Origin of the sequence: Exiguobacterium abrahamii, from assembly GCF_015645365.1 — a bacterium.
GTDB lineage: Bacteria > Bacillota > Bacilli > Exiguobacteriales > Exiguobacteriaceae > Exiguobacterium_A > Exiguobacterium_A abrahamii.
The window spans coordinates 392430-414939 of record NZ_JADOYC010000001.1; the positions used below are offsets into that span (position 1 = coordinate 392430).

24 protein-coding genes, 1 tRNA gene and 1 pseudogene are annotated in these 22510 nt (G+C 47.5%); 23 read left to right on the top strand and 3 right to left on the bottom strand.

Annotated features, from left to right (window positions below; all coding sequences use genetic code 11):
• Positions 1-30 precede the first annotated feature (30 nt).
• The 7 genes from kapB to ITJ88_RS01935 all read left to right on the top strand — a co-directional run bounded on the left by kapB (position 31) and on the right by ITJ88_RS01935 (position 6267).
• Positions 31-411 carry a sporulation phosphorelay system protein KapB gene (kapB, locus tag ITJ88_RS01905; protein ID WP_195864531.1) on the top strand — a complete coding sequence of 127 codons (381 nt, stop codon included), beginning with the start codon at positions 31-33 and terminating at the stop codon, positions 409-411.
• A gap of 96 nt (positions 412-507) precedes the next feature.
• Positions 508-1992, top strand: coding sequence for a tetratricopeptide repeat protein (locus ITJ88_RS01910; RefSeq protein WP_035396300.1), 1485 nt, complete (start codon positions 508-510; stop codon positions 1990-1992).
• A 61-nt stretch (positions 1993-2053) separates the two neighbouring features.
• Positions 2054-3016, top strand: a complete 963-nt coding sequence (trxB, locus tag ITJ88_RS01915; protein ID WP_023469225.1) for a thioredoxin-disulfide reductase — start codon at positions 2054-2056, stop codon at positions 3014-3016.
• Between the two features lie 111 nt (positions 3017-3127).
• The gene (gene rapZ / locus ITJ88_RS01920; protein ID WP_050678698.1) at positions 3128-3997 is read left to right on the top strand and encodes an RNase adapter RapZ; all 870 of its coding nucleotides are present in this window, start codon (positions 3128-3130) and stop codon (positions 3995-3997) included.
• The gene (locus tag ITJ88_RS01925) at positions 3997-4995 is read left to right on the top strand and encodes a gluconeogenesis factor YvcK family protein (RefSeq protein WP_035409984.1); all 999 of its coding nucleotides are present in this window, start codon (positions 3997-3999) and stop codon (positions 4993-4995) included. The genes rapZ and ITJ88_RS01925 overlap by 1 nt, the downstream gene beginning before the upstream one ends.
• Positions 4992-5948: a DNA-binding protein WhiA gene (gene whiA, locus ITJ88_RS01930; RefSeq protein WP_023469222.1), complete on the top strand. Its 957-nt coding sequence runs from the start codon at positions 4992-4994 to the stop codon at positions 5946-5948. Before ITJ88_RS01925 ends, whiA begins: the two co-directional genes overlap by 4 nt.
• A gap of 82 nt (positions 5949-6030) precedes the next feature.
• Positions 6031-6267, top strand: a complete 237-nt coding sequence (locus ITJ88_RS01935) for a hypothetical protein (protein ID WP_023469221.1) — start codon at positions 6031-6033, stop codon at positions 6265-6267.
• Between the two features lie 119 nt (positions 6268-6386).
• Here the strand turns inward: ITJ88_RS01935 and clpP are convergent.
• Together clpP and ITJ88_RS01945 are read right to left on the bottom strand one after the other, a co-directional pair.
• Positions 6387-6971 (bottom strand): annotated as a pseudogene (clpP, locus tag ITJ88_RS01940) (ATP-dependent Clp endopeptidase proteolytic subunit ClpP); the annotation flags it as partial.
• 182 nt (positions 6972-7153) lie between these two features.
• Positions 7154-7229, bottom strand: a tRNA-Arg gene (locus ITJ88_RS01945).
• Positions 7230-7383: 154 nt separating this feature from the next.
• Between ITJ88_RS01945 and ITJ88_RS01950 the strand changes: the two genes are divergently transcribed.
• The 11 genes from ITJ88_RS01950 to ITJ88_RS02000 all read left to right on the top strand — a co-directional run bounded on the left by ITJ88_RS01950 (position 7384) and on the right by ITJ88_RS02000 (position 18474).
• Positions 7384-8526 carry an RNA polymerase factor sigma-54 gene (locus ITJ88_RS01950; protein ID WP_195864532.1) on the top strand — a complete coding sequence of 381 codons (1143 nt, stop codon included), beginning with the start codon at positions 7384-7386 and terminating at the stop codon, positions 8524-8526.
• Positions 8517-8777 carry a glutaredoxin family protein gene (locus ITJ88_RS01955; RefSeq protein WP_023469219.1) on the top strand — a complete coding sequence of 87 codons (261 nt, stop codon included), beginning with the start codon at positions 8517-8519 and terminating at the stop codon, positions 8775-8777. Before ITJ88_RS01950 ends, ITJ88_RS01955 begins: the two co-directional genes overlap by 10 nt.
• A 115-nt stretch (positions 8778-8892) precedes the next feature.
• Entirely contained in the window at positions 8893-9921 is a 1029-nt protein-coding gene (locus tag ITJ88_RS01960) for a sugar-binding transcriptional regulator (protein WP_023469218.1), read from the top strand.
• 53 nt (positions 9922-9974) lie between these two features.
• Entirely contained in the window at positions 9975-10982 is a 1008-nt protein-coding gene (gene gap, locus ITJ88_RS01965; protein ID WP_023469217.1) for a type I glyceraldehyde-3-phosphate dehydrogenase, read from the top strand.
• 121 nt (positions 10983-11103) lie between these two features.
• Entirely contained in the window at positions 11104-12288 is a 1185-nt protein-coding gene (locus tag ITJ88_RS01970; protein WP_195864533.1) for a phosphoglycerate kinase, read from the top strand.
• A 27-nt stretch (positions 12289-12315) separates the two neighbouring features.
• Positions 12316-13068: a triose-phosphate isomerase gene (tpiA, locus tag ITJ88_RS01975; RefSeq protein WP_023469215.1), complete on the top strand. Its 753-nt coding sequence runs from the start codon at positions 12316-12318 to the stop codon at positions 13066-13068.
• Positions 13069-14616, top strand: coding sequence for a 2,3-bisphosphoglycerate-independent phosphoglycerate mutase (gpmI, locus tag ITJ88_RS01980; RefSeq protein WP_195864534.1), 1548 nt, complete (start codon positions 13069-13071; stop codon positions 14614-14616).
• Between the two features lie 59 nt (positions 14617-14675).
• Complete coding sequence (eno, locus tag ITJ88_RS01985; protein WP_087681330.1) at positions 14676-15968, top strand: phosphopyruvate hydratase; 1293 nt, start codon at positions 14676-14678, stop codon at positions 15966-15968.
• Between the two features lie 270 nt (positions 15969-16238).
• Positions 16239-17150, top strand: coding sequence for an acyl-ACP desaturase (locus tag ITJ88_RS01990; protein ID WP_195864535.1), 912 nt, complete (start codon positions 16239-16241; stop codon positions 17148-17150).
• A gap of 12 nt (positions 17151-17162) precedes the next feature.
• Positions 17163-17411, top strand: coding sequence for a hypothetical protein (locus tag ITJ88_RS01995; protein ID WP_230088506.1), 249 nt, complete (start codon positions 17163-17165; stop codon positions 17409-17411).
• Between the two features lie 142 nt (positions 17412-17553).
• Positions 17554-18474 (top strand): endonuclease NucS domain-containing protein, encoded by a 921-nt coding sequence (locus tag ITJ88_RS02000; RefSeq protein WP_195864536.1) that lies wholly within the window; start codon positions 17554-17556, stop codon positions 18472-18474.
• A gap of 216 nt (positions 18475-18690) precedes the next feature.
• Here ITJ88_RS02000 and ITJ88_RS02005 read toward each other — a convergent pair whose 3' ends face one another.
• A complete protein-coding gene (locus ITJ88_RS02005) occupies positions 18691-18993 on the bottom strand; it encodes a hypothetical protein (RefSeq protein WP_230088507.1) in 303 nt (100 codons plus the stop codon).
• A gap of 153 nt (positions 18994-19146) precedes the next feature.
• Here ITJ88_RS02005 and ITJ88_RS02010 point away from each other — a divergent pair, with 153 nt between their 5' ends.
• The 5 genes from ITJ88_RS02010 to rbsD all read left to right on the top strand — a co-directional run bounded on the left by ITJ88_RS02010 (position 19147) and on the right by rbsD (position 22503).
• Positions 19147-19500 carry a hypothetical protein gene (locus ITJ88_RS02010; RefSeq protein WP_195864537.1) on the top strand — a complete coding sequence of 118 codons (354 nt, stop codon included), beginning with the start codon at positions 19147-19149 and terminating at the stop codon, positions 19498-19500.
• 322 nt (positions 19501-19822) lie between these two features.
• The gene (locus ITJ88_RS02015; protein WP_195864538.1) at positions 19823-20062 is read left to right on the top strand and encodes a hypothetical protein; all 240 of its coding nucleotides are present in this window, start codon (positions 19823-19825) and stop codon (positions 20060-20062) included.
• 199 nt (positions 20063-20261) lie between these two features.
• A complete protein-coding gene (locus ITJ88_RS02020; RefSeq protein ID WP_050678689.1) occupies positions 20262-21242 on the top strand; it encodes a LacI family DNA-binding transcriptional regulator in 981 nt (326 codons plus the stop codon).
• Positions 21239-22117: a ribokinase gene (gene rbsK / locus ITJ88_RS02025; protein WP_195864539.1), complete on the top strand. Its 879-nt coding sequence runs from the start codon at positions 21239-21241 to the stop codon at positions 22115-22117. The genes ITJ88_RS02020 and rbsK overlap by 4 nt, the downstream gene beginning before the upstream one ends.
• Positions 22114-22503, top strand: coding sequence for a D-ribose pyranase (rbsD, locus tag ITJ88_RS02030; protein WP_195864540.1), 390 nt, complete (start codon positions 22114-22116; stop codon positions 22501-22503). Before rbsK ends, rbsD begins: the two co-directional genes overlap by 4 nt.
• The last annotated feature ends 7 nt before the right edge of the window (positions 22504-22510 follow it).

Genomic DNA, 22510 nt, shown 5'->3' on the forward strand with positions numbered 1-22510 from the left:
CAAAACTGTGAGAAGGAAGAAGGAAAAAAGATGACGCACATCCGCTTTACGTATAAGACAGGAAAGTATTTCGGAAGATTATTCGCCGAACGTCCACAAGGTCTCGTCGTTGAGGTGTTGGCTGTTGAGAAGCATCCGGTTCAAGGGGATCTTCACCAACCGAACCAAGTCGATGTTCCACTCTTCCATATCCGGACCGCCTTGCATAAGCAAGAAAAGATCACGGTTTCGCCCGCAGTCGTCTATGCGTATGACGGAGAGATTCCCGATTATGCGACGAGCTTACGGCAGGCATATGACAAGGACGTGGCACGTCTTGAAGGACTGAATCCAGAGACGGATGCTTTTGTACGAAAATGCTTAGAGAATTACAAAGAACTGGAATCGATTTATGCGAAACGCTGGGGATGAACTCCGGCGTTTTTTTCTGTTGCATGCCTCCTAGAGATAGGGTATTCTTGTGTCTGCAACTACGAAACCAGTTTACTATTTATGGGGGCTTGAATCATGATGGAATTAACCAAATACAAAGCAGACCCCTTTGCGATAACAGCGCGCCAAGCGGAACTTTTTTATTTCCGCGGACGGAAGGCGCACCGGGAAGGGCGACTGGACGAAGCCGTCTATCATTTAGATGAGGCGACGACACTTCAGCCGGCGGACATCCGTTATTTGCTCCGTTATGCCCGTGTCTTATTCGAGACAGGAGAAATCAATCATGCGAATGATGTCTTGAAACAAGTACGCGCACTCGACGCATCAAATACGGAAGCACTCTTTTATTTAGCGAATAACTACGCACACGTCTCACTTTATGAAGAAGCGCGACAGCATGCGATGGAATATTTAGAGCAAGCACCAAACGGCAAACACGCGGAGGCATCGGCCGCACTCGTGGAACTGATTGATCTCGAACAAGAGATGGAAGACGACGAAGAGGACGAATTGATTCGTCTGCACGGTCAGGCACAACGCCAGATCGATAAAGGAATGCTGTTCGCGGCACAGGAGACGCTGACTGGACTGATTGCCCAGTACCCGACGTTCTGGCCTGCCTACAACAACCTCGCAATCGTCGAGTTCTATTTAGGAGAGAATGATCAGGCATTCGCTTCCCTTGAACGGGTCCTTGAAGGGAATCCGGGGAATTTGCATGCCCTTTGTAACACGCTCGTCTTGTTACACGAGATGGGACAGGACGAAGAGGCGCACCGTCTCTCCCGTCAGCTCGAACACGTTCGTTCCGTGCACCTTGAGACACGTTATAAGGTCGCATCGACTTTAGCGATCATCGGACGATATGATATCGCCTATGAAGAGTTGAAGTTGCTTGAGCGTCGCGGATACCGGGGAGACCCACTCTTTGGGCACTGGTTATCGATCTCTGCCTATAAGACGGGACACGTCGAAGAAGCAGCCGCTTTCTTGAAGTCGGACGAAGCACAAGCGTTAAAGGAAGAGACGGATACATATGACATCCGGCACAACCTGCAGTTTCGCTCGGCACTCATCCAAGCGCTGAAGACGGAAGACGATGTCTCACGGATCTTTACGGCACTTCTCCTTGGTAAACTGAACGATGCTGAAGCACGGCTTGCATTGTCGATGATGCCGGAAGTGACAGACCAGGAAGATGTCCTCTTATTGACGGAACAGATTGTCATCGAGATGGAAGGACGGACCGATGTCGTAGATGAACGCATTCACCGGGCATTGCAGACGATCCGTCTTGCGGAACGGTTCGTTTCAGACGAAGAACGGATGAGTCTCGAAGGGGATTTTTATGAACGCTTCGCACAGCTCGTCTTAAGTGGGGAGTCGTTCGATTCGATTGAAGCATCTGCGGCATCACTGCTTTATCTGTTCCATGATTTACGGGACGGGATGTTGATCGAGGAATGTGCATCACTCGTCGATTGTTCGTTCGATCACGTCGCATCGATGATCCGGACACATGAACGGATGTTGGCACCGCTACAAGCAAAGTGTTAGACGTTTAGGCGATTCTCACCTATACTCAAACTACAACGATTACGATAAATGGGGTGGAATCATGGCGGAAACAGAACAAAAAATTTATGACGTCATCATCATCGGGGCAGGACCTGCTGGGATGACAGCCGCACTTTATGCATCACGTGCGAACCTTTCGACATTGATGATCGAACGCGGGATTCCGGGCGGTCAGATGGCGAACACAGAAGATATCGAGAACTACCCAGGATACGACAGCATCCTCGGACCCGATCTCTCGCAAAAAATGTTCGACCACTCGAAAGCATTCGGCGCAGAATATGCGTACGGAGACGTTCGAAGCATCGAAGACGGTAAAGCATACAAAACGATTCATGCACACAACAAAGATTATTACGCACGGGCGATCATCATCGCGTCTGGTGCACAATATAAGAAAATCGGCGTACCGGGTGAAGAAGAGCTCGGCGGTCGTGGTGTCTCGTACTGTGCTGTCTGTGACGGCGCGTTCTTCAAAGAAAAAGAACTTTTCGTCATCGGTGGAGGCGACTCTGCGGTGGAAGAAGGCGTCTACTTGACACGCTTCGCGAAAAAAGTCACGATCGTACACCGTCGTGATGAGCTCCGCGCTCAAAAAATTCTTCAAAAACGTGCGTTCGACAACCCGAAAATCGACTTCATCTGGAACCATACGGTTAAACAGATTAACGAACAAGATGGGAAAGTCGGCGGTATTGAGCTAATCAATACAAAAACAGCTGACGTGACGACGCATCCAATCGATGGTGTTTTCATCTACATCGGGATGAACCCAATTACAGGTTACGTCCAAGATCTCGGCATCTTGAACGACCAAGGCTACGTCGTGACGAACGAAGCGATGGAAACGAACATCAAAGGGATCTTTGCTGCTGGTGACGTGCGTGAAAAAACATTGCGCCAAGTTGTTACAGCAACAAATGATGGTTCGATCGCAGCGCAAAATGCACAGCATTTCATCGAAGCGTTGCTTGAAGAATTACAAGAATCCTCACACGCATAATATCGAACCAGTTTCATTGAAGGACACTTCAGTGAAGCTGGCTCTTTTTTTATGATATACTGAGAAAGAAGTGAAAAATACACACGGAACTGTTGTCTGGAGGGCGAAAAGATGGAACAGAATCAACCGCAACTTGTCATCATCACGGGTATGAGTGGGGCTGGGAAGACTGTCGCAATGAACAGCTTTGAGGACTTAGGCTATTTTTGTGTCGACAATCTACCCCCGACGTTACTGCCGCATCTCATCGAAGTCATCGGACAAGTGCGTCCTAAAATCGCCGTTGCCATCGATACCCGCGCGCGTGATTTCATCGACAGCTTTTTTGTCGTCTATGAGGATTTAAAGAAAACGGACTTACAAATCCGGATGCTGTATCTTGATGCACGAAACGATGTCCTCGTACGTCGTTATAAGGAATCGCGTCGTTCGCATCCGCTCGCACCGACGGATTCCCCATTGATCGGGATCGAACGGGAGCGGACGTTGCTCGAAGGATTCCGGGATAAGGCACAGATGCTGATTGATACGAGTGACATCAAGCCGCTTGCACTGAAAGAACGTCTCTTGAAGGAGTTCACGGAAGGTACGCGAATTCCGTTCACGGTCAACGTCATGTCGTTCGGTTTCAAACACGGCTTACCGCTTGATGCCGATCTCGTCTTTGACCTGCGCTTCTTACCGAATCCGTTCTACATTCCAGAGCTGCGTCCAAAGACGGGACTCGACGAGGAAGTCGCGTCATACGTGATGCAATGGCCGGAAGCGAAGCTGTTCTATAAAAAACTCGTCGACTTGCTCGAGTTCCTGATTCCACAATACGAGCGGGAAGGGAAGTCGCAACTCGTCATCGCCCTCGGTTGTACAGGCGGGAAACACCGCTCGATTACGTTCGCGGAAGCAATCAGTAAAGAATTTGCGACGCAGTATCACATCGAGACGAATCACCGGGATTATGTGCATGCGAAGGAGGAGAAGTGATGAAATGGGAACGTAAAGTCGTCGCCGTCGGTGGCGGGACAGGACTCTCGACGCTTCTTCGTGGACTAAAACATTATCCGCTCGACATCACAGCCATCGTCACGGTCGCCGATGACGGGGGCAGTTCTGGTCGTCTGCGGACGGAATTCAACATGTTGCCGCCGGGCGATATCCGAAACGTCATCGTCTCCTTATCGAAGTCGGAGACGTTGATGGACCGGATCATGCAGTACCGGTTCGAGACCGGTGAAGGATTACACGGTCATTCGCTCGGAAACTTGATGTTGACGGCAGCAACCCAGCTCTGTAACGGTTCGTTCGTCGAAGCGATTGGCGTCATGGGACAACTGTTGAACGCGGAAGGAAAAGTCTATCCGGCGACGGAGCGGACGATCACGTTATGTGCTGAGTTCGAGGACGGAACGATCGTCAAAGGTGAGTCGTTGATCCCGAAGGTCGGCAAGAAGATCGAACGGATTTTCCTCGAGGAACAAGACGTCCGTCCGGTACCAGAAGCGATCCAGGCGATTCTTGACGCCGATGTCATCGTCCTTGGTCCGGGTAGTCTCTATACGAGTATCATCCCGAACGTCCTGATCGACGAGATCCGGGAAGCGATCCAACAATCGCTGGCTCCGGTCGTCTATATTTGTAACGTCATGACGCAACCCGGTGAGACGACGGCGTTCACGGCGAATGAACATTTAGCGGCACTCGAACGCTTCCTCGGACAAGGCGTCGTTGATACGATCATCGTCAACAACGAATCGATCGATGCGAGTTACCTGAAGAAATACCAGAAGGATCACGCTGACATCGTCACCTATAATGAAAAACAATTCGAGCTCGCTGGCGTTGAAGTGCTGGCAGACGATATCGTCGATTACAATCATCATTTCATCCGTCATGACTCAGATGCCGTCGCAAGCCTCGTCATGCGAAAAGTGTTGTCGATTCGACGGATGCGTCAACTCGAAGGAAAGGAGGAGCTGACATGAGCTTTGCCTCAGAAGTCAAAAAAGAATTAACGCAAATTCCGATCACCGATCACGAGATGAAGGCGGAACTCGCGGCGCTCGCCCGGATGAACGGTGCGATCTCGTTCGGTCTCGGACGTGGTCTGACACTCGATATCTCGACCGAGAATGCCTCGATTGCCCGTCGGATCTATTCACTTTTGAAAAAAGCATACGGAGTTCATCTCGATCTGCTCGTGCGGAAGAAAATGCGTCTGAAAAAGAATAATGTCTACATCGTCCGTGTTAAACAACAGGCGGATAAGATTTTGCAAGATCTCGGAATCCTCGGAGAAGGATTCACGATGATTCGTTCAATCAGTGACACGATCCTTAACGATGAACGAAAAGCGCGTGCTTATTTACGAGGGGCGTTCCTCGCCGGAGGTTCGCTCAACAATCCGGCAACGTCGTCGTATCACTTGGAAATCTTCAGCTTATATGAAGAACACAATGCGGCGCTCCGTGGTCTATCGAACGTCTTTGATTTGAACGCGAAAGCAATCGAACGGAAAAAGGGACACATCCTCTACATCAAGGAGAGCGAGAAGATTTCCGATTTCCTCAAGCTCGTTGATGCGACACAATCGATGCTGCGGTTCGAGGACGTCCGGATCTTAAAAGATATGCGTAACTCGGTCAACCGTCTCGTCAACTGTGAGACAGCGAACCTCAACAAGACGGTCGGTGCGGCATTACGCCAAGTCGAGAACATCAAGTTCCTTGAGCGGACGGTCGGACTCGATGTCTTACCGGATAAGTTGAAGGAGATCGCGATCTTGCGCGTGACACATCAAGACGTCACGTTACAAGAGCTTGGTGAGATGGTCGAAAGCGGCTCCATCTCAAAATCAGGGATCAATCACCGGTTGCGGAAAATTGATCAAATCGCTGAAAAAGTACGGAATGGAGAGTCGATGACAGGGGCCTTATAAGAGGGTCGCTTGCGGGATGAACCATAGTCTACTATAATATATAGTCGATGCAACTAAATGTTCGAATTAAGGAGTTTTTGAAATGGCTAACGAAAAGAAACGTATTTCGCTGACAGTCGATGCGAAGTTTGATGAAGTGTTAACAAAAAAAGCAAAATCAATCGGTGTACCGAAAAGCACACTCGTTGCTTTCGCAACATCTTTATTCCTGAAACAATTACAAGCAGAAGAAGAGCTTTCGCCACATGCGAATGCGATCTACTCGCTGATTCGTGAAAACCACGATATCGTTTCAGACATCACAGACTTGATCGACTGATCATCGACCTCTCGTTCTATAAGGAACGGGAGGTTTTTTTGTATGTAACGATAACAGACAGGGCTTTGCTTTTCTATGGATACAAAAAAGTGCCTCCCGAAGGAGACACTCTGGATGACTTAGGCACGTTCCATGACGCGGTCGATGAGACCGTAATCAGCAGCAGCTTGTGCTGACATGAAGTTGTCACGCTCTGTATCGCGTTCGATGACTTCAAGTGGTTGTCCTGTGTTTTCAGCCATGATTTTGTTGAGGTGCTCACGCATTTTGATGATACGCTCCGCATGGATTTTGATATCTGATGCTTGACCTTGTGTACCACCGAGTGGTTGGTGGATCATGATTTCAGCGTTTGGTAACGCGAAACGTTTTCCTTTTGCGCCTGCTTGGAGCAAGAACGCACCCATCGATGCTGCCATACCGATACAAATCGTTGAGACTTGTGGCTTGATGAAGTTCATTGTATCGTAAATCGCCATACCGGCAGTGATCGAACCACCTGGGCTGTTGATGTAAAGCGAGATTTCTTTATCTGGATCTTCTGCTGCTAAGAACAGAAGTTGGGCAACGACTGAGTTGGCGACGTTGTCGTCAATCGCGCTCCCGAGAAGAATGATGCGGTCTTTTAGCAAACGTGAGTAGATATCGTAAGCACGTTCCCCGCGGTTTGTTTGTTCGATGACTGTTGGAATTAACATAGTCTTTGCCTCCTTATAGTTGGTATGTAGCTTCCTATTCGACTTATCCTTATCATAATCCTTTGGTCAATATTGGTCAAAAGATACGATGCGACTTTTAGGTATTTTTCCATTACAAGGGCAAATGAAACATATCAATATAGAAAAAAGGCAACGCCATTGCTGGCATTGCCTTGTGGTTGAATAAATGGTACACCCGGAGAGATTCGAACTCCCGACACCTGGTACCGGAAACCAGTGCTCTATCCCCTGAGCTACGGGTGCATCTGATGTACTGAACAATTAATAGTATAGCGACATTTTTTCAGAAAAGCAATAGGGAAGGATGACTTTTCTTTTCCTGAGCGATTCGAGAAAGGTTCAGAGCACGTTTTTCAAAACGTTTCTTCTATAATAAGAAGTGGAGGAGGGGGAATCGATGGATCAACGCCAGGAACAGACGCAACAGATGACGTTATCGGCGTCACAACAATATCAGTTACATGTACTTGAGCAACCAGCAGCCGAGCTCGAGGAGGAATGGCGACGGTTGAAACGACGGTTGCATCGTCATTACCCGAATCAGGTTTCGCTAGAGGTCGAGCAGATGGCAGGACATTTGGCATCCTATGAAGACGAGCTTCTTGCACAAATACGTTTAGAATCAGTCAGACAGGAAATAGGATATATGGCGGAACAACTCATCGTGTATTTAGAAGCGGACGGTTTATTGCGGACATCGGACGAGCAGCTCGCTGCATCCTTCTCGACCGATGTCGCAACGATTACAGAAGCACGGACACTCTTACAACAATGTGAACCAGTCGGCATCGCTGCCCGCTCGGAGCGCGAGTGCCAATGGTTACAGGCGATCGAGCTAGACGACGCGGAATTGATCGGACTGACGGATCAGCTGCGACATGAACCGGCGAGTCAGGTATTCGCTCAATTCAGTGAACAGGATCGAGCGCGGTTGCGAAAACGATTGACGCGGCTGAGCCGGACACCGGATCTTCCAAAAGAAGAACGATTGGTCATGGCAGAAGCACGGATTCACCTGTTAGATGGAAAACTTCAGATCGACTGGATGACACTCGACACGGATCAGACGTGGCTCGGATTAAAAGAGGCAACGCCTTTTTTGCGCGCGTACGAACGACGCCGTGTCACGATGCATGCCATCCTCTCGATCTTGCTTGAGCGACAAGAACGCTGGTTCAAGGGAGAGCTGCATCTTGAGCCATTGACGAAAAAACAAGTCGCTGAGGCGACGGGACATCATCCGTCAACGATTGGTCGAGCGATTGCTGCGAAGTATGTCGAGACGGTCCATGGTCTCGTTGCTTTAGAAGACTTGTTCGTCTCACGGACGACAACCGGAGATTCGAGTTTTTTGATTAAAAGGCGGATCGCCGAATACATTCAACACAGCGATCGTCCGTTAAGTGATCAGCAATTGACGGATCGCCTGCAAGCAGACGGTCTGACAGTCGCGCGACGGACGGTCGCGAAGTACCGGGCAGCGCTTGGTTTAACGAAAAAAACGATGCAGCAAAGGAAGGCGCAATCAGAATGGGATTAAAACGACACAGACACTTAACACTCTATTCACGTCCGGGATGTACGCTATGTGAAGAGGCCGCCATCTTACTCGACTTCGTACTCGATGAGTTTCCGGAATGGACGTTCGAGGAAGTCAACATTGATCAGGATGAAGCGCTCAGTCTACGGTTTTTATATGAGATTCCGGTCGTCATGCATGACGAGGAAATCTGGAGTTATGGCAAATTCGAGACGGAAACGATAAGAAACCGCTTACTTCAAAAAACTTGAGAAACGAGACTTGCAAGGCGAGAAACGGACTGTTATGATAACGGTGTACCAAGTGGGACACGTTATGACATGCGGGACAGAAAGCGTCCAGCTACTTGAGAGGAGAGGGAAATACATGATTCGGCAGTTAGTCCAGATCCAAAAACGAATCGTGCCTGATCTGATCGAAGAAATGCAGACACGCTACGACATCCTTCATTACGTACGACTGATGCAACCGATCGGACGACGTACGCTTGCGACAAGCCTTGGCTTGACGGAACGCGTCTTACGGCGGGAAGTCGACTTCTTGAAGCAGCAAGACCTCCTAGAGGTCGCGACGCAAGGGATGTCCTTGACGGATGAAGGACGAAACGTTCTTCGCAGCATGCACAGCATCATGGGAGAACTCGCAGGGATCTCAGACATGGCGAAAGCTCTGAAAGAGAGGCTCGGAGTACGGGACGTCGTCATCGTACCGGGTGATTCCGATGAGACTTTCTGGGTACAACGAGACATGGGGCGGGCGACCGTCGCACGACTCAAACGAGAGCTTTCTTCAGACCATCACAATACGATCGCTGTCACAGGCGGTACGACGATGGCTTCCGTCGCGGCGATGATGTCGCCAGACAAGGAACACCGTCCGATGACGTTCGTTCCGGCACGCGGAGGACTGGGAGAAACGCTCGAACTACAAGCGAACACAGTATGCTCACGGATGGCATCACGCGCTCAAAGTGATTATCATCTGCTTCACATCCCGGACATGGTCAGCACAGAGACGTTCGTCAAGATGATCGAAGAGCCGAGCATAAAAAATGTGCTTCAAATGATTAAAGGTGCTTCAATCGTGGTACATGGAATTGGTGAGGCGAAAACGATGGCAAAACGTCGTCGCGCGTCTGAAGATCTCCTGACCCGACTGGAACATGAACAGGCAGTAGCGGAAGCATTCGGATATTACTTCGACCGAGACGGGAACATCGTGCACCGGGTCAAGACGGTTGGTCTCCAACTGGCTGACTTGAAGCAAGTCGAACACGTCATCGTCGTCGCAGGTGGTCATTCGAAGGCAGAAGCGATCAACGCCTATGTCAAACAGTCGCCGGACATCATCCTGATTACGGATGAAGGCGCAGCAGCTTCGATTTTGAAAGGGTAACCCCCTTTTGAATAATAGATAACTCGCTTTACATTAAAAGGAGGAAAATTATCATGGCAGTAAAAGTTGGTATTAACGGATTTGGACGTATCGGACGTTTGGCACTTCGTCAAATTCTTCAATTCGATGGAATCGAAGTAGTCGCGATCAACGACCTTACAGACACTAAAATGCTTGCACACCTTCTCAAATATGATACGACTCAAGGTCGTTTCGACGGCGAAGTTGAAGTACACGACGGTTACTTCCTCGTCAACGGTAAAGAAATCAAAACACTTGCTAACCGCAACCCAGAAGAACTCCCATGGGGCGAGCTCGGTGTTGACATCGTTCTCGAATGTACTGGTTTCTTCACAGACAAAGAAAAAGCTGAGCTTCACTTGAAAGCTGGCGCTAAAAAAGTCGTTATCTCTGCACCTGCAACTGGCGACATGAAAACAGTCGTCTTCAACACGAACCACGAAATCCTTGACGGAACTGAAACAGTTATCTCTGGTGCTTCTTGTACTACAAACTGTCTCGCGCCAATGGCTAAAGTTCTCCAAGATCAGTTCGGAATCGTTGAAGGTCTCATGACTACGATCCACGCTTACACTGGTGACCAAAACACACTCGACGCTCCACACCCTAAAGGTGACTTCCGTCGTGCACGTGCGGCAGCAGCAAACATCGTTCCTAACTCAACTGGTGCTGCAAAAGCAATCGGTCTCGTTCTTCCAGAACTTCAAGGTAAACTTGACGGATCTGCACAACGTGTACCAGTCGCTACAGGTTCACTCACTGAGCTCGTAACTGTACTCGACAAAAAAGTTTCTGTAGAAGAAGTCAACGCAGCAATGAAAGCAGCTGCTAACGAGTCTTACGGTTACACTGAAGACGAAATCGTTTCTTCTGACATCGTTGGTATCTCTTACGGATCACTCTTTGATGCAACACAAACTAAAGTCATGACAGTCGGCGACAAACAACTCGTTAAAACAGTTGCTTGGTATGACAACGAAATGTCTTACACTAGCCAACTCGTTCGTACACTCAAACACTTCGCAGAAATCGCTAAGTAATTCGAGCAATTAAATAGCAATTGAATAAGAGCGGAAACGATATCAGTCTCCGCTCTTATTGCGGAAAAAAGCGGGAGGGGCATTCGCCCCTCACTATACGTAAGAGACGGAGGACGAATGTATGAATAAGAAATCGATTCGCGACATCGATGTACAAGGAAAACGCGTATTTACACGCGTAGATTTCAACGTACCGTTGGAAGACGGTAAAATCACGGATGACACACGGATCCGTGCTGCACTCCCAACGATCAAACACTTGATCGACGGTGGAGCAAAAGTCATTCTCGCTAGCCACATGGGTCGTCCAAAAGGCGAAAAGAACCCTGAGTTCTCACTTGCACCAGTCGTAGCACGCCTCAGCGAATTGCTTGGTAAAGACATCAAGCTCGTTGAAGAAGCATACGGTCCAGTTGCAGAAGAAGCAGTCAGCAAACTCGAAAACGGCGATGTCGTCGTCTTAGAGAACGTTCGCTTCTACCCTGGTGAAACGAAAAATGACGAAGAGCTCGCTAAAGGATTCGCGAAACTCGCTGACGTCTTCGTCAACGACGCATTCGGCGCAGCACACCGTGCACACGCATCGACAGAAGGTATCGCACACCATGTCGACACAGCAGTTGCCGGTCTTCTCATCGAAAAAGAACTTCAAGTTCTCGGTAAAGCTCTTTCTAACCCGGATCGCCCGTTCACGGCAATCATCGGCGGTTCGAAAGTTGCGGATAAAATCGGTGTCATCGATCACTTACTCGACATCGTCGATACGTTGATCATCGGTGGCGGCTTATCGTACACGTTCCTCACAGCTCGTGGTATCGAAGTCGGTACTTCACTTCTTGAGGTCGACAAAATCGACCAAGCGAAGGAATTCATGAAGAAAGCAGAAGAAAAAGGCGTTAAGTTCCTTATGCCAATCGACTGCGTCATCACGAAGGAATTCGGAGAAGAAACATATGTCGGACCACGTGACATCACAGAGATCCCAGCCGATCACATGTCACTTGATATCGGTCCAAAAACGGTTGAACTCTATGCAGAGGCAATCAAGAACTCGAAACTCGTCGTCTGGAACGGACCGATGGGCGTATTCGAACTTGATAAATACGCAAACGGTACAAAAGGTGTCGCGCAAGCTCTTGCGGACAGCGATGCATACTCAATCATCGGCGGTGGCGACTCAGCTGCTGCGGCAGAGAAATTCGGTCTTGCTGACCAAATGAGCCACATCTCTACAGGTGGTGGAGCAAGTCTCGAATTCATGGAAGGGAAAGCTCTTCCTGGTGTCGAAGCGCTAAACGACAAGTAATCTAAGTTCACAAGGGAGTGTTTCTCAATGCGTAAACCAATTATCGCAGGTAACTGGAAGATGAATCTGACACTCAAGGATGCAGTCGCATTCGTTGAGGAAGTCAAAGGAGCTGTACCTGCTTCGACGACAGTCGACGCAGCCGTCTGTGCGCCAGCAGTATTCTTGGCACACTTGACAGAAGCAGCAGCTGGTACGGATCTTAAGATCGGTGCTCAAAACATGTACGACAAAGAGAGCGGTGCGTTCACTGGTGAAATCAGCCCGCTCATGCTCAAAGAACTCGATGTGACATACGTCATCCTCGGTCACTCTGAGCGTCGTGAGTACTTCGGCGAAACAGATGCGTTCATCAACAGCAAAGCGAAAAAAGCGTTCGAGCACGGTCTCGTTCCAATCGTTTGTGTAGGTGAAACACTGGAAGAGCGTGAAGGCGGCAAGTTCGAAGACGTCATCCGCGAACAGACAGCAAACAGCCTCAAAGGTCTTACTGTCGACCAAGTGAAAAATCTTGTCGTCGCTTACGAGCCTGTCTGGGCAATCGGAACAGGTAAATCAGCGACAGAACAAGATGCACAAGATTCTTGTAAATTCGTCCGTGACGTCGTTGCAGCTGAATTCGGTGCTGAAGCAGCAGAAGCTGTCCGCATCCAATACGGTGGTAGCGTCAAACCGGAAAACATCAAAGAATATATGGCTCAACCAGACATCGACGGCGCGCTCGTCGGCGGTGCAAGTCTTGAGACAGGATCGTTCCTCAAACTGTTGGAGGCGATTTAAATGAAAAAACGTCCAGTCGCACTGATCATCCTTGATGGTTTTGGTATGCGTGACGAGGAGTTCGGAAATGCCGTTACGGCGGCAAACAAACCGAACTTCGACCGTTACTGGGGTCAATACCCGCATACGTTGTTGAATGCGAAAGGCGAATACGTCGGTTTGCCTGAAGGTCAAATGGGGAACTCAGAAGTGGGTCACCTGAACATCGGTGCAGGTCGCGTCGTCTATCAATCGCTATCCCGAATCAACAACGCGGTCAAGGATCGCTCGTTCTTCTCGCGTCAAGCGATGAACGATGCGGCAGGTCACGTGAAGAAATACGGTTCAGCGCTTCATATCTTCGGTTTGGTCTCTGACGGTGGAATCCACAGTCACATTAACCACTTATATGCGGTGCTCGAATTCGCGAAACTTCACGAAATCGAAAAAGTCTACCTCCATGCTTTCACGGACGGTCGTGACTGCGACCCACAATCGGGCGCTGGTTTCCTCCGTGACGCGCAAGCGAAGATGGATGAATTGAATGTTGGACAATTCGCGAGTATCTCTGGTCGCTACTATGCGATGGACCGCGATAACCGTTGGGAACGCGTCAAGAAAGTCTATGACGCCATCACGTTCGGTGAAGGTCCAACGACGAAGGATCCAATCGGCATGGTTGAAGCTTCGTACAAACAAGACGTAACGGATGAGTTCATCGAACCAACTGTTGTCGTGCAGGAAGACGGTACGCCAGTCGCACCGATCCACGATAACGATGCGATCGTGTTCTTCAACTATCGTCCTGACCGTGCGATTCAGCTTTCGAAAGTCTACAAAGAAAAGGGTGGCTTCGACGGATTCGAAATTCCGGACAACGCACCGAAGAACCTGCTACTCGTCTCAATGACGAAGTACTCGGATGCGATTGATACGGATATCGTCTTCCCGCCTGAAGACATCAAGAACACGCTTGGTGAGACATTGTCAAAACAAGGTCTCAAACAGCTACGCATCGCGGAAACGGAAAAGTATCCGCACGTCACGTTCTTCTTCAACGGACAACGTGAAGAACCATACGAAGGGGAAGATCGGATCTTGATCCCTTCACCAAAAGTCGCGACATACGACTTGAAACCGGAGATGAGCGTCTATGAAGTCACAGATGCCCTCGTCGACGCAATCAACTCGGACAAACACGACGCGATCATCCTCAACTTCGCTAACCCGGATATGGTCGGTCACTCGGGTATGCTCGAGCCGACGAAAAAGGCGATCGAAGCTGTCGATGAGTGTCTTGGGAAAGTCGTTGACTTGATTCTCAGCAAAGGCGGCGCGGCAGTCATCACGGCTGACCACGGGAACGCGGATAAAGTCCTCAATGCGGACGGCAGTAAGATGACGGCGCATACGACAGAACCAGTTCCATGTATCGTGACGGTCGAGGACGTTGAACTCCTTGAACCACTCACAGGTGCACTCGCTGACCTCGCACCAACGGTTCTTGATCTCCTCGGAGCGGACCAACCAGCAGAGATGACTGGTAAATCGATCGTATTGAAGAAATAATCCCGTCGATCGAAGTAGCTACACCACATATTTCTTACACACAAAAGGAGCGAATTTAAATGTCAATGATTACAGAGATTTACGCACGCGAGATTCTTGATTCACGCGGTAACCCAACAGTAGAAGTAGAAGTTTATACAGAAGATGGCGGTTTCGGTCGCGCACTCGTACCATCAGGTGCATCAACTGGTGAGCACGAAGCAGTCGAACTCCGTGATGGCGACAAAGCACGTTACCTCGGAAAAGGTGTTTTGAAAGCTGTTGACAACGTCAACGAAAAAATCGCACCAGAAATCATCGGTTACGATGTCTTCGACCAAGCTGGAATCGACAAAAAGATGATCGATCTCGACGGTACGAAAAACAAAGGTAACTTCGGCGCTAACGCAATCCTTGGTGTTTCTATGGCTGCTGCACGTGCTGCTGCTGATGAGCTTGGTCTTCCACTTTACACATACCTCGGTGGATTCAACGCGAAAACATTACCAACACCAATGATGAACATCATCAACGGTGGATCACACGCAGACAACAACGTGGACTTCCAAGAGTTCATGATCATGCCTGTCGGTGCTCCAACATTCAAAGAAGCACTTCGTATGGGTGCTGAAATCTTCCACGCGTTAAAATCAGTTCTTAGCGGAATGGGTCTTAACACAGCAGTTGGTGACGAGGGTGGATTCGCTCCAAACTTGAAATCAAACGAAGAAGCAATCACAGTTATCCTTGAAGCAATCGAAAAAGCTGGCTACAAAGCAGGCGAAGATGTTTACCTTGCAATGGACGTCGCTTCTTCTGAGTTCTACGATAAAGCAGCTGGAAAATACAACCTCGCTGGCGAAGGCAAAGTCCTCTCAACAGAAGAGCTTGTTGAATTCTACGCACAACTCGTTGACAAATACCCAATCATCTCAATCGAAGATGGCTGTGACGAAAACGACTGGGATGGTCACAAACTCCTTACAGATCGTATCGGACACAAAGTTCAACTCGTTGGGGATGACTTGTTCGTAACAAATACTGAGAAACTTGCTGAAGGTATCGAAAAAGGCATCGCGAACTCGATCCTCATCAAAGTTAACCAAATCGGTACGTTGACTGAAACATTCGACGCAATCGAAATGGCTAAAAAAGCTGGTTACACAGCTGTCGTTTCTCACCGTTCTGGTGAAACTGAAGATTCAACGATCGCTGACATCGCTGTTGCGACAAACGCTGGTCAAATCAAAACGGGTTCACTTTCACGTACAGACCGTATCGCGAAATACAACCAACTTCTCCGCATCGAAGACATGCTTTCAGACGTTGCTGTCTACGACGGAATCAAATCATTCTACAACCTCAAGAAGTAATTTCAGGTTGATCGTTTGAACAAGCTATAAGGAAAACCTCCTATTCGTGTGATACGTACACACGGATAGGAGGTTTTTTTGTGTATCAAGCGATGTCAAACATGAAAACCACTTTTGTCATTAAAACTATACTGAACTGTCAAAAAATTGATTCATCTTAGTAGATGACTAAAATGTTATACTCATAAATAAGTGCAAATCAAATAGTTATAGGCATTAATTACATCTTGCTCGATACAGATGACAAATACGTCTAAAGGAGATACGATCATGTTAAATTCAGATTTAGATATCCGTTTAGAACCACGCATTCAAGAGTTATATCGACTTCACAAGGAGCGTTCAGCCAACATCGACTGGAGCTACCACGAGTTCATTCCGTGGGATAAGGCGATGTCTTTCAAACGCGTTCCTTGGGACGAAAGCCAAGTCACGCTTCCGGAAGGTGTCATCGTCGCGATCGAGACAGCATTACTGACAGAAGTCAACTTACCGTGGTATACGTCGCACTTAGACTATACATTCAAGAACTCGATGGAAGTCATCAATGACTTCGTCCGGACATGGACAGCAGAAGAAGATCAGCACTCGAACTTACTCGAGACGTATTTACTCGTCACGCGAAACGTCAATCCAACGCGACTTCATCAATTAAGAAGACGCGTCGTTGAGAACGGCTGGTTCCCGGACTTTACGAACCCGTTAGCGACAATGGCATATACGTCATTGCAAGAGTTAGCGACACTCGTCTTCTATAACAACGTCGCGAAAATCGCAGGGGCACACGACAAAGACTTAGCAACGCTACTCCGTCGTCTAGCGAAGGATGAAGCGCTGCATTATGCATTCTATCGTGACACGGTCAAAGCACATCTAGAGCTTGACCCGAACTTCATCGTCTTCTTCGAAGACGTCATCATCAACTTCTCGATGCCAGGTGCTGTTATGCCTGACTTCACGGAACGCATGAAGACGATTGCTGTTGATACGAACTATGGACCACTCCAATACTTCGACCAAGTATTAGACGTCGTCGTCAAATTCTGGGGCATCGCTGATTTAGAACCGACAAGCGAAGAGGCGAAACAATCTCAAGCGAACATCATGAAGTATCATGGACGTTTGAAGCGCATCAAGGAACGTCAGGAACGCCAACTCGAAAAAGCGAAGATTGACGCGTAAGGGGGAATGAAGATGAAGTGTGAAATCTGTGGAACTGAAACGAACAACCAAGTCAGTTACTTGGAACTCGACACGTGGGAATTCAATTCTCTGAATAAAGAAGCCAAAGACTTCTATCCGATCTGCTTTGATTGCTTCGACAAGCATACGAACCAGTTCATCGATCAGGAGATGGATCTCGAATTACGTAAAAAACGTTCGCAAATGGTCAACAAAGAAGTAGAAGCTGAAATCGAAGCGATTCTTGAGGTTGAGAATTAAGTCGTCTTTACCATACGTGAAGGGAAGCAAAACCGGTAGTGCTTTGGCGCTATCGGTTTTTTGTAGTTAGACAAGATTAAATAATTATGTGAGAATTATTGTTGTAAAATATTTCTAAATAAAACATGTAGGGAGAAATATTATGACCAATTATCTTATTTCTTATTTAGACCCAAAGAAAAATGACGGTGAAGAAGATCCTCTGTTTTCTGAATATACTTACGGTGATAAAGGAGTAGGCGGACGTAGGTTAAAAAATAATGTAAAGAAAGATGATTACTTGTTTTTTCACACTAGCCAAAAAAACAAACGTGTCATTACTGCATTTTATAAAGTTGAAGAAATTATGGATATACAAAGTGCAAGAGCTGATAAAATAATTAAGTTAAAGTATCAGAATCCACATCTACTAAGTGACATCACAAATAAAGATGAAATGATTGTATTTGGAAATCCAATAAAATCTTTAATTCTTAAAAATCCGCTAGAAATCAATAAGGATTTATTGAATCAGTTAGGTATAAAATATGCTCCTTCAAGTAATCAAACTGAATTGCAAGCATTGTCTTCGAAATTTAGAAACTGGTCTGAGTTAAGTAAAAAACAAGTAGAAATTTTGATAAAAAAAATAGAAGAAGAACAGAGCAACAGTTATTTAAGTAAAAAGCAATTAACAAGTGATGAGATTAGGCAATTAAGAGAAGTAGATATTGAACAATTTATCGCAAATAACCCTAGTGAGTTAGGTGACGAATTTAAATTAGTAAGTCGTCAATTTCAATTTCAAGATGGAAAAAGATTAGATTTATTAGTGCAAAGTACAAAAACGATGAAGTATCATATTGTTGAAATTAAGAAAGGGTATATTGGATTAGAGGTTTTAAAGCAGATAAAAGGATATATTAGACGATTTGAAAGTGAAAGAAATGAAACTGGGATTAAAGGAATTATAGTCTGCCAGGGTATTCTCCCTCATTTTGAAGATGACGTATTAAAAAAAGCATTTAATGATAACGTAGAAATTTTTCAATATGGTTGGATGTTTTCTCTTCAAAAAATTTAGTCTATGATCCGACATTTTTTAGATAAAAAGATATTAAAAATATTATATGTTTACTATACTTAGCAATCGTAAAAATGTTAAATTGATAAATACTGTACAAGAATTTTTATATTGTAATTTATTTTATAATAACTATAAGGGACAGTCTTTTAGTCACATATAAGTGATCAAAAGACTGTCCCTTATTTACTTGATGAATAAAAAGAACAACAAATATCAATCTTCAATGAATGTAACGAGATAATGATGGGCAGAATGAAGCGGTGCACGGGTCACGAAAAAGTCCGGGAGATCGACGTCGATTCCCAATTCGCGCAGTGTATCGGGATCCAAACATTCCTGAATCAAACGTTTGATGTCTTGTAACAGTTCATCGTGCAAGTTCGCTTCCTTCGGAAAGGCACGTTTCGCGTCATCGCGCAACAATAGCACGATAGGTGGTAGACCTCGTAAGAGATCGACCTGAAGGGGTTGCTGATGACGTTCGAAATAATCATTCAGACAACTGACGACCCTCATCGAGTGTTCTTCTTTCATCCGATCCCAACTCTCTGTATGTGACTGTAACTCTCTAGCTATTCCCTAATTAAAGCGAGGATATGCAGGGAAACTGGAAATGAAGCATTACGAGGACGCTGTTCGGGGTAGAACTAGAGGGAAGGGGGAATCGACATGCTATTTCGGTTTTTGTTTTTAGGGCTTGATACGTCGATTGGTGACATCCCGTTGCGCCTCATCTATTTTACGGAACTCATACTATTCATCGGTTTGTATCAAATCACGAGCCGATTTTCGCGTCAGAGTCTGATTTTTGGAACGGTGCTCGGAATTGGTGGACTGATTGCCATCTTACCTGGTGCGCTCTATATCATCCGTTATAATCCGGAGGATGCCGTCATCGATGTCACGTTCCTACTGATTTATTTGTTTGAGCCGCTGGCAATCGTTGCGTTCGTTGTTGCTTTGATTCGACGTTTGTATACAGAGAAGAAAAATAAAAAGAATCAAAGCGAAGATATTCATTGATTTTCGTCCAAGACGTCGCTTTCCGCGGGCGGAAGGCAAGCCTCCTCGTCGCGTGTGCTCCTGCGGGGTCTTACCTATTCCGCTATTCCCGCAGGAGTCTCCGTCTTCCCTAAAAATCAATCGTCTAGTGCTATCTAATCTGACAATCAATACACTGTAAGATGGCGTGACGCTGTCTTGCGGTGTATTTGCGTATGCATCCAATTACTTTCTTTCAATAGTGTAAGGAAGAGTAACTGGAAGAATATTCTATAATGAAGGAGAAGCGAAATTAGATAGTATTCGGTTTCGTAAGATCCTGGTGATTATAGGAGTGACTTGCATGCATAAAATACTGTTCGGATTGTCCGTCTTAAACAGTGCCTACATTACGAATAACTTTTTTACGTACTCCGATAGTTTTCTCAATGCACCACTCGGCATCACGACCGTTATTGCTGTGACATTGATGTTTCTAAACGATAGCGTTAAAAAAGATAAACCGTCGTTGTATACGAAAGCGACGGATGGGCTAGGATTCATTAATATTCTGATTGGTCTCTCGCTGATCGTCTTTATTTAAGACATGATTCAGAGTGTTCAAGTGCATGATCATACGGAATGATCGTAAGTCTGACGCCGTGTCAGGCTTCTTTTTTATGGTTCAATCCAAAAACTCGAAAAAAAATAAAATATATTTTAAAGAAAAAAGATTGATGTGTAACCGGTTACACAATATGATGATTCTTGTAAGCGTTATCAAAAGAAAGAGGTGGCGAAACATGTCGACCATCCGGGAAGTAGCGAAAGCGGCACATGTCTCCGTTGCGACGGTCTCACGCGTCATGAACGAAAAGGGTTATGTCAGTGAGAAATCGCGTAAGGCGGTGCTTCAGGCAATCAAACAGTTGGATTATCGACCAAACCGGGTCGCGCGATCGTTGTTCCAAAAACGGTCCGGACTGATCGGATTGATCGTTCCAGACATCACGAACCCGTTCTTCCCACAACTCGCACGGGCTGTGGAAGATATGGCACATCAACATGGTTTTCAGGTCATTTTGTGTAACACAGACGAACAGTTTCAGAAAGAACGCGAATATATCAAGTCACTCGAGGCGATGCATGTCGACGGATTGATCATCACGACGAACTACTCGAACAATCCGAACTATGAAGAACTCGAAGTGCCGGTCGTAGCGTTAGACCGTGTGTTACAAGGAGCGATTCCGACGGTGACCTCAAACGGCTACGAAGGCGGGAAGAAGGCAGCATCATTTTTACTTGCATCTGGTGCGACGGAGCTCGCTGTCATCAGCGGTCCTTCGAAACTCCCGACGATCAAGAAACGACGGGACGGCTTTGAGGAAGTCGCCGGAACGCATCTCGTCGCAAGCATTGAGTCACCGTTCCATTTTCAAGGAGCGCTTGATGCCGCGAACTATCTCTTTGATCACTATCATTGCAACGGCATTTTTGCCGCGAGTGATGTCATCGCCGCAGCAACGGTGCAAGTCGCTGCAGAGCGCGGGATCACGATTCCGGACGAGCTCCAAGTGATCGGCTATGACGGGATTGAACTCGGACAAATGATTTCACCACCGTTGACGACGATTGCGCAGCCGATCTACCAAATGGGAGAGCTGGCCGCGAAACTCTTGATTCAGCGGATTGAAGGCACACCGATTGCCGCCGTTCATCATGAGTTGACGGTTGAGATCATCGAACGGGAAACGACGAAACGGAAGGATGAGGAAGCATGAAACAAATCAGTGTCATCGGCAGTATCTCGATGGATCTCGTCGTCGAAAGTAAACGCCGACCAGGCGCAGGAGAAACGGTCATCGGGGATGCTTTTCATACCGTACCGGGTGGGAAGGGTGCGAACCAAGCGGTCGCAGTCGCGCGTCTCGGCAGTACGGTCGAAATGATCGGTTGCGTCGGTAGTGACGCGAACGGTGAAGCGATCCGCGAAAACTTTAAAACGCAAGGAGTGCAGACGACGCACTTGCAAACGATTGAAGGCGAACGGACGGGAACGGCACACATCACGCTCGCTGAAGGCGATAACTCGATCGTCGTCGTTCAGTCTGCCAATCAACATGTCCAATTTGCGGATGATACACTCGCACCGATTCTCGCAGACAGTGAAATCATCTTACTCCAGCTTGAGATTCCGATCGAAACGGTCGAGACCGTTGCTCGCGAAGCACATGCAACCGGCATTCCAGTCGTCTTGAATCCAGCACCGGCGATGTCACTCAGTCCGGAATTGATTAAACACGTCACCTACTTAACGCCAAACGAACATGAATGTGGTTTGATCTTCGGACAAGACCAACCGATCGAACATTGGTTGATGGAATACCCGAATAAATTGATCGTGACGGAAGGTAGTCGCGGGGCACGCTTCTACGACGGAGAGGCAATCGTGACGATTCCCGCGATCGAGACGACCGTCGTCGATACGACAGGAGCAGGGGATACGTTCAACGGAGCCTTAGCCGTCGCGTTAACGGAAGGACAACCGCTTGTTGAGGCGATTCGTTTTGCGAACCGGGCAGCCGGCTTATCCATCCGTGCGCTTGGCGCTCAAGGCGGCATGCCGACACGGGAACAGATGGAGGGAGACGCATGAAGAAGCACGGTATCTTAAACAGTCATATCAGCAAAGTCCTGACCGATCTCGGTCATACCGATACGATCGTCATCGCCGATTGCGGCTTACCGATTCCAGGCGGAGTCGCTCGAATCGATTTAGCACTGGAACTCGGCACACCATCATTCCTCGACGTCGTCCGTGTCGTCGCCGGTGACATGGCGATTGAACAGCTGACACTTGCGACAGAAATCAAGGAAGCGAATCCGGACGTCCTCGAGCAACTCGAGGCCATGCAGATCGAAACGACGTTCGTCACGCATGAGGAATTCAAGAAACAGACACAGCAGGCGAAGGTCATCATCCGGACCGGAGAAGCGACACCGTACGCAAATGTCATCTTCCATTCCGGCGTAATCTTTTAAGGGGGTC

Coding starts and splice junctions, on each gene's coding strand:
- ITJ88_RS02020 (WP_050678689.1), top strand. CDS start 20,262: ATGTCGACCATCCGGGAAGTAGCGAAAGCGGCACATGTCTCCGTTGCG.
- rbsD (WP_195864540.1), top strand. CDS start 22,114: ATGAAGAAGCACGGTATCTTAAACAGTCATATCAGCAAAGTCCTGACC.
- ITJ88_RS01950 (WP_195864532.1), top strand. CDS start 7,384: ATGGATCAACGCCAGGAACAGACGCAACAGATGACGTTATCGGCGTCA.
- eno (WP_087681330.1), top strand. CDS start 14,676: ATGTCAATGATTACAGAGATTTACGCACGCGAGATTCTTGATTCACGC.
- ITJ88_RS01990 (WP_195864535.1), top strand. CDS start 16,239: ATGTTAAATTCAGATTTAGATATCCGTTTAGAACCACGCATTCAAGAG.
- ITJ88_RS01935 (WP_023469221.1), top strand. CDS start 6,031: ATGGCTAACGAAAAGAAACGTATTTCGCTGACAGTCGATGCGAAGTTT.
- gap (WP_023469217.1), top strand. CDS start 9,975: ATGGCAGTAAAAGTTGGTATTAACGGATTTGGACGTATCGGACGTTTG.
- kapB (WP_195864531.1), top strand. CDS start 31: ATGACGCACATCCGCTTTACGTATAAGACAGGAAAGTATTTCGGAAGA.
- ITJ88_RS01910 (WP_035396300.1), top strand. CDS start 508: ATGATGGAATTAACCAAATACAAAGCAGACCCCTTTGCGATAACAGCG.
- rbsK (WP_195864539.1), top strand. CDS start 21,239: ATGAAACAAATCAGTGTCATCGGCAGTATCTCGATGGATCTCGTCGTC.
- trxB (WP_023469225.1), top strand. CDS start 2,054: ATGGCGGAAACAGAACAAAAAATTTATGACGTCATCATCATCGGGGCA.
- ITJ88_RS01995 (WP_230088506.1), top strand. CDS start 17,163: ATGAAGTGTGAAATCTGTGGAACTGAAACGAACAACCAAGTCAGTTAC.
- ITJ88_RS02000 (WP_195864536.1), top strand. CDS start 17,554: ATGACCAATTATCTTATTTCTTATTTAGACCCAAAGAAAAATGACGGT.
- ITJ88_RS01960 (WP_023469218.1), top strand. CDS start 8,893: ATGATTCGGCAGTTAGTCCAGATCCAAAAACGAATCGTGCCTGATCTG.
- ITJ88_RS02005 (WP_230088507.1), bottom strand. CDS start 18,993: ATGAGGGTCGTCAGTTGTCTGAATGATTATTTCGAACGTCATCAGCAA.
- ITJ88_RS01970 (WP_195864533.1), top strand. CDS start 11,104: ATGAATAAGAAATCGATTCGCGACATCGATGTACAAGGAAAACGCGTA.
- ITJ88_RS02015 (WP_195864538.1), top strand. CDS start 19,823: ATGCATAAAATACTGTTCGGATTGTCCGTCTTAAACAGTGCCTACATT.
- ITJ88_RS02010 (WP_195864537.1), top strand. CDS start 19,147: ATGCTATTTCGGTTTTTGTTTTTAGGGCTTGATACGTCGATTGGTGAC.
- gpmI (WP_195864534.1), top strand. CDS start 13,069: ATGAAAAAACGTCCAGTCGCACTGATCATCCTTGATGGTTTTGGTATG.
- rapZ (WP_050678698.1), top strand. CDS start 3,128: ATGGAACAGAATCAACCGCAACTTGTCATCATCACGGGTATGAGTGGG.
- ITJ88_RS01925 (WP_035409984.1), top strand. CDS start 3,997: ATGAAATGGGAACGTAAAGTCGTCGCCGTCGGTGGCGGGACAGGACTC.
- whiA (WP_023469222.1), top strand. CDS start 4,992: ATGAGCTTTGCCTCAGAAGTCAAAAAAGAATTAACGCAAATTCCGATC.
- tpiA (WP_023469215.1), top strand. CDS start 12,316: ATGCGTAAACCAATTATCGCAGGTAACTGGAAGATGAATCTGACACTC.
- ITJ88_RS01955 (WP_023469219.1), top strand. CDS start 8,517: ATGGGATTAAAACGACACAGACACTTAACACTCTATTCACGTCCGGGA.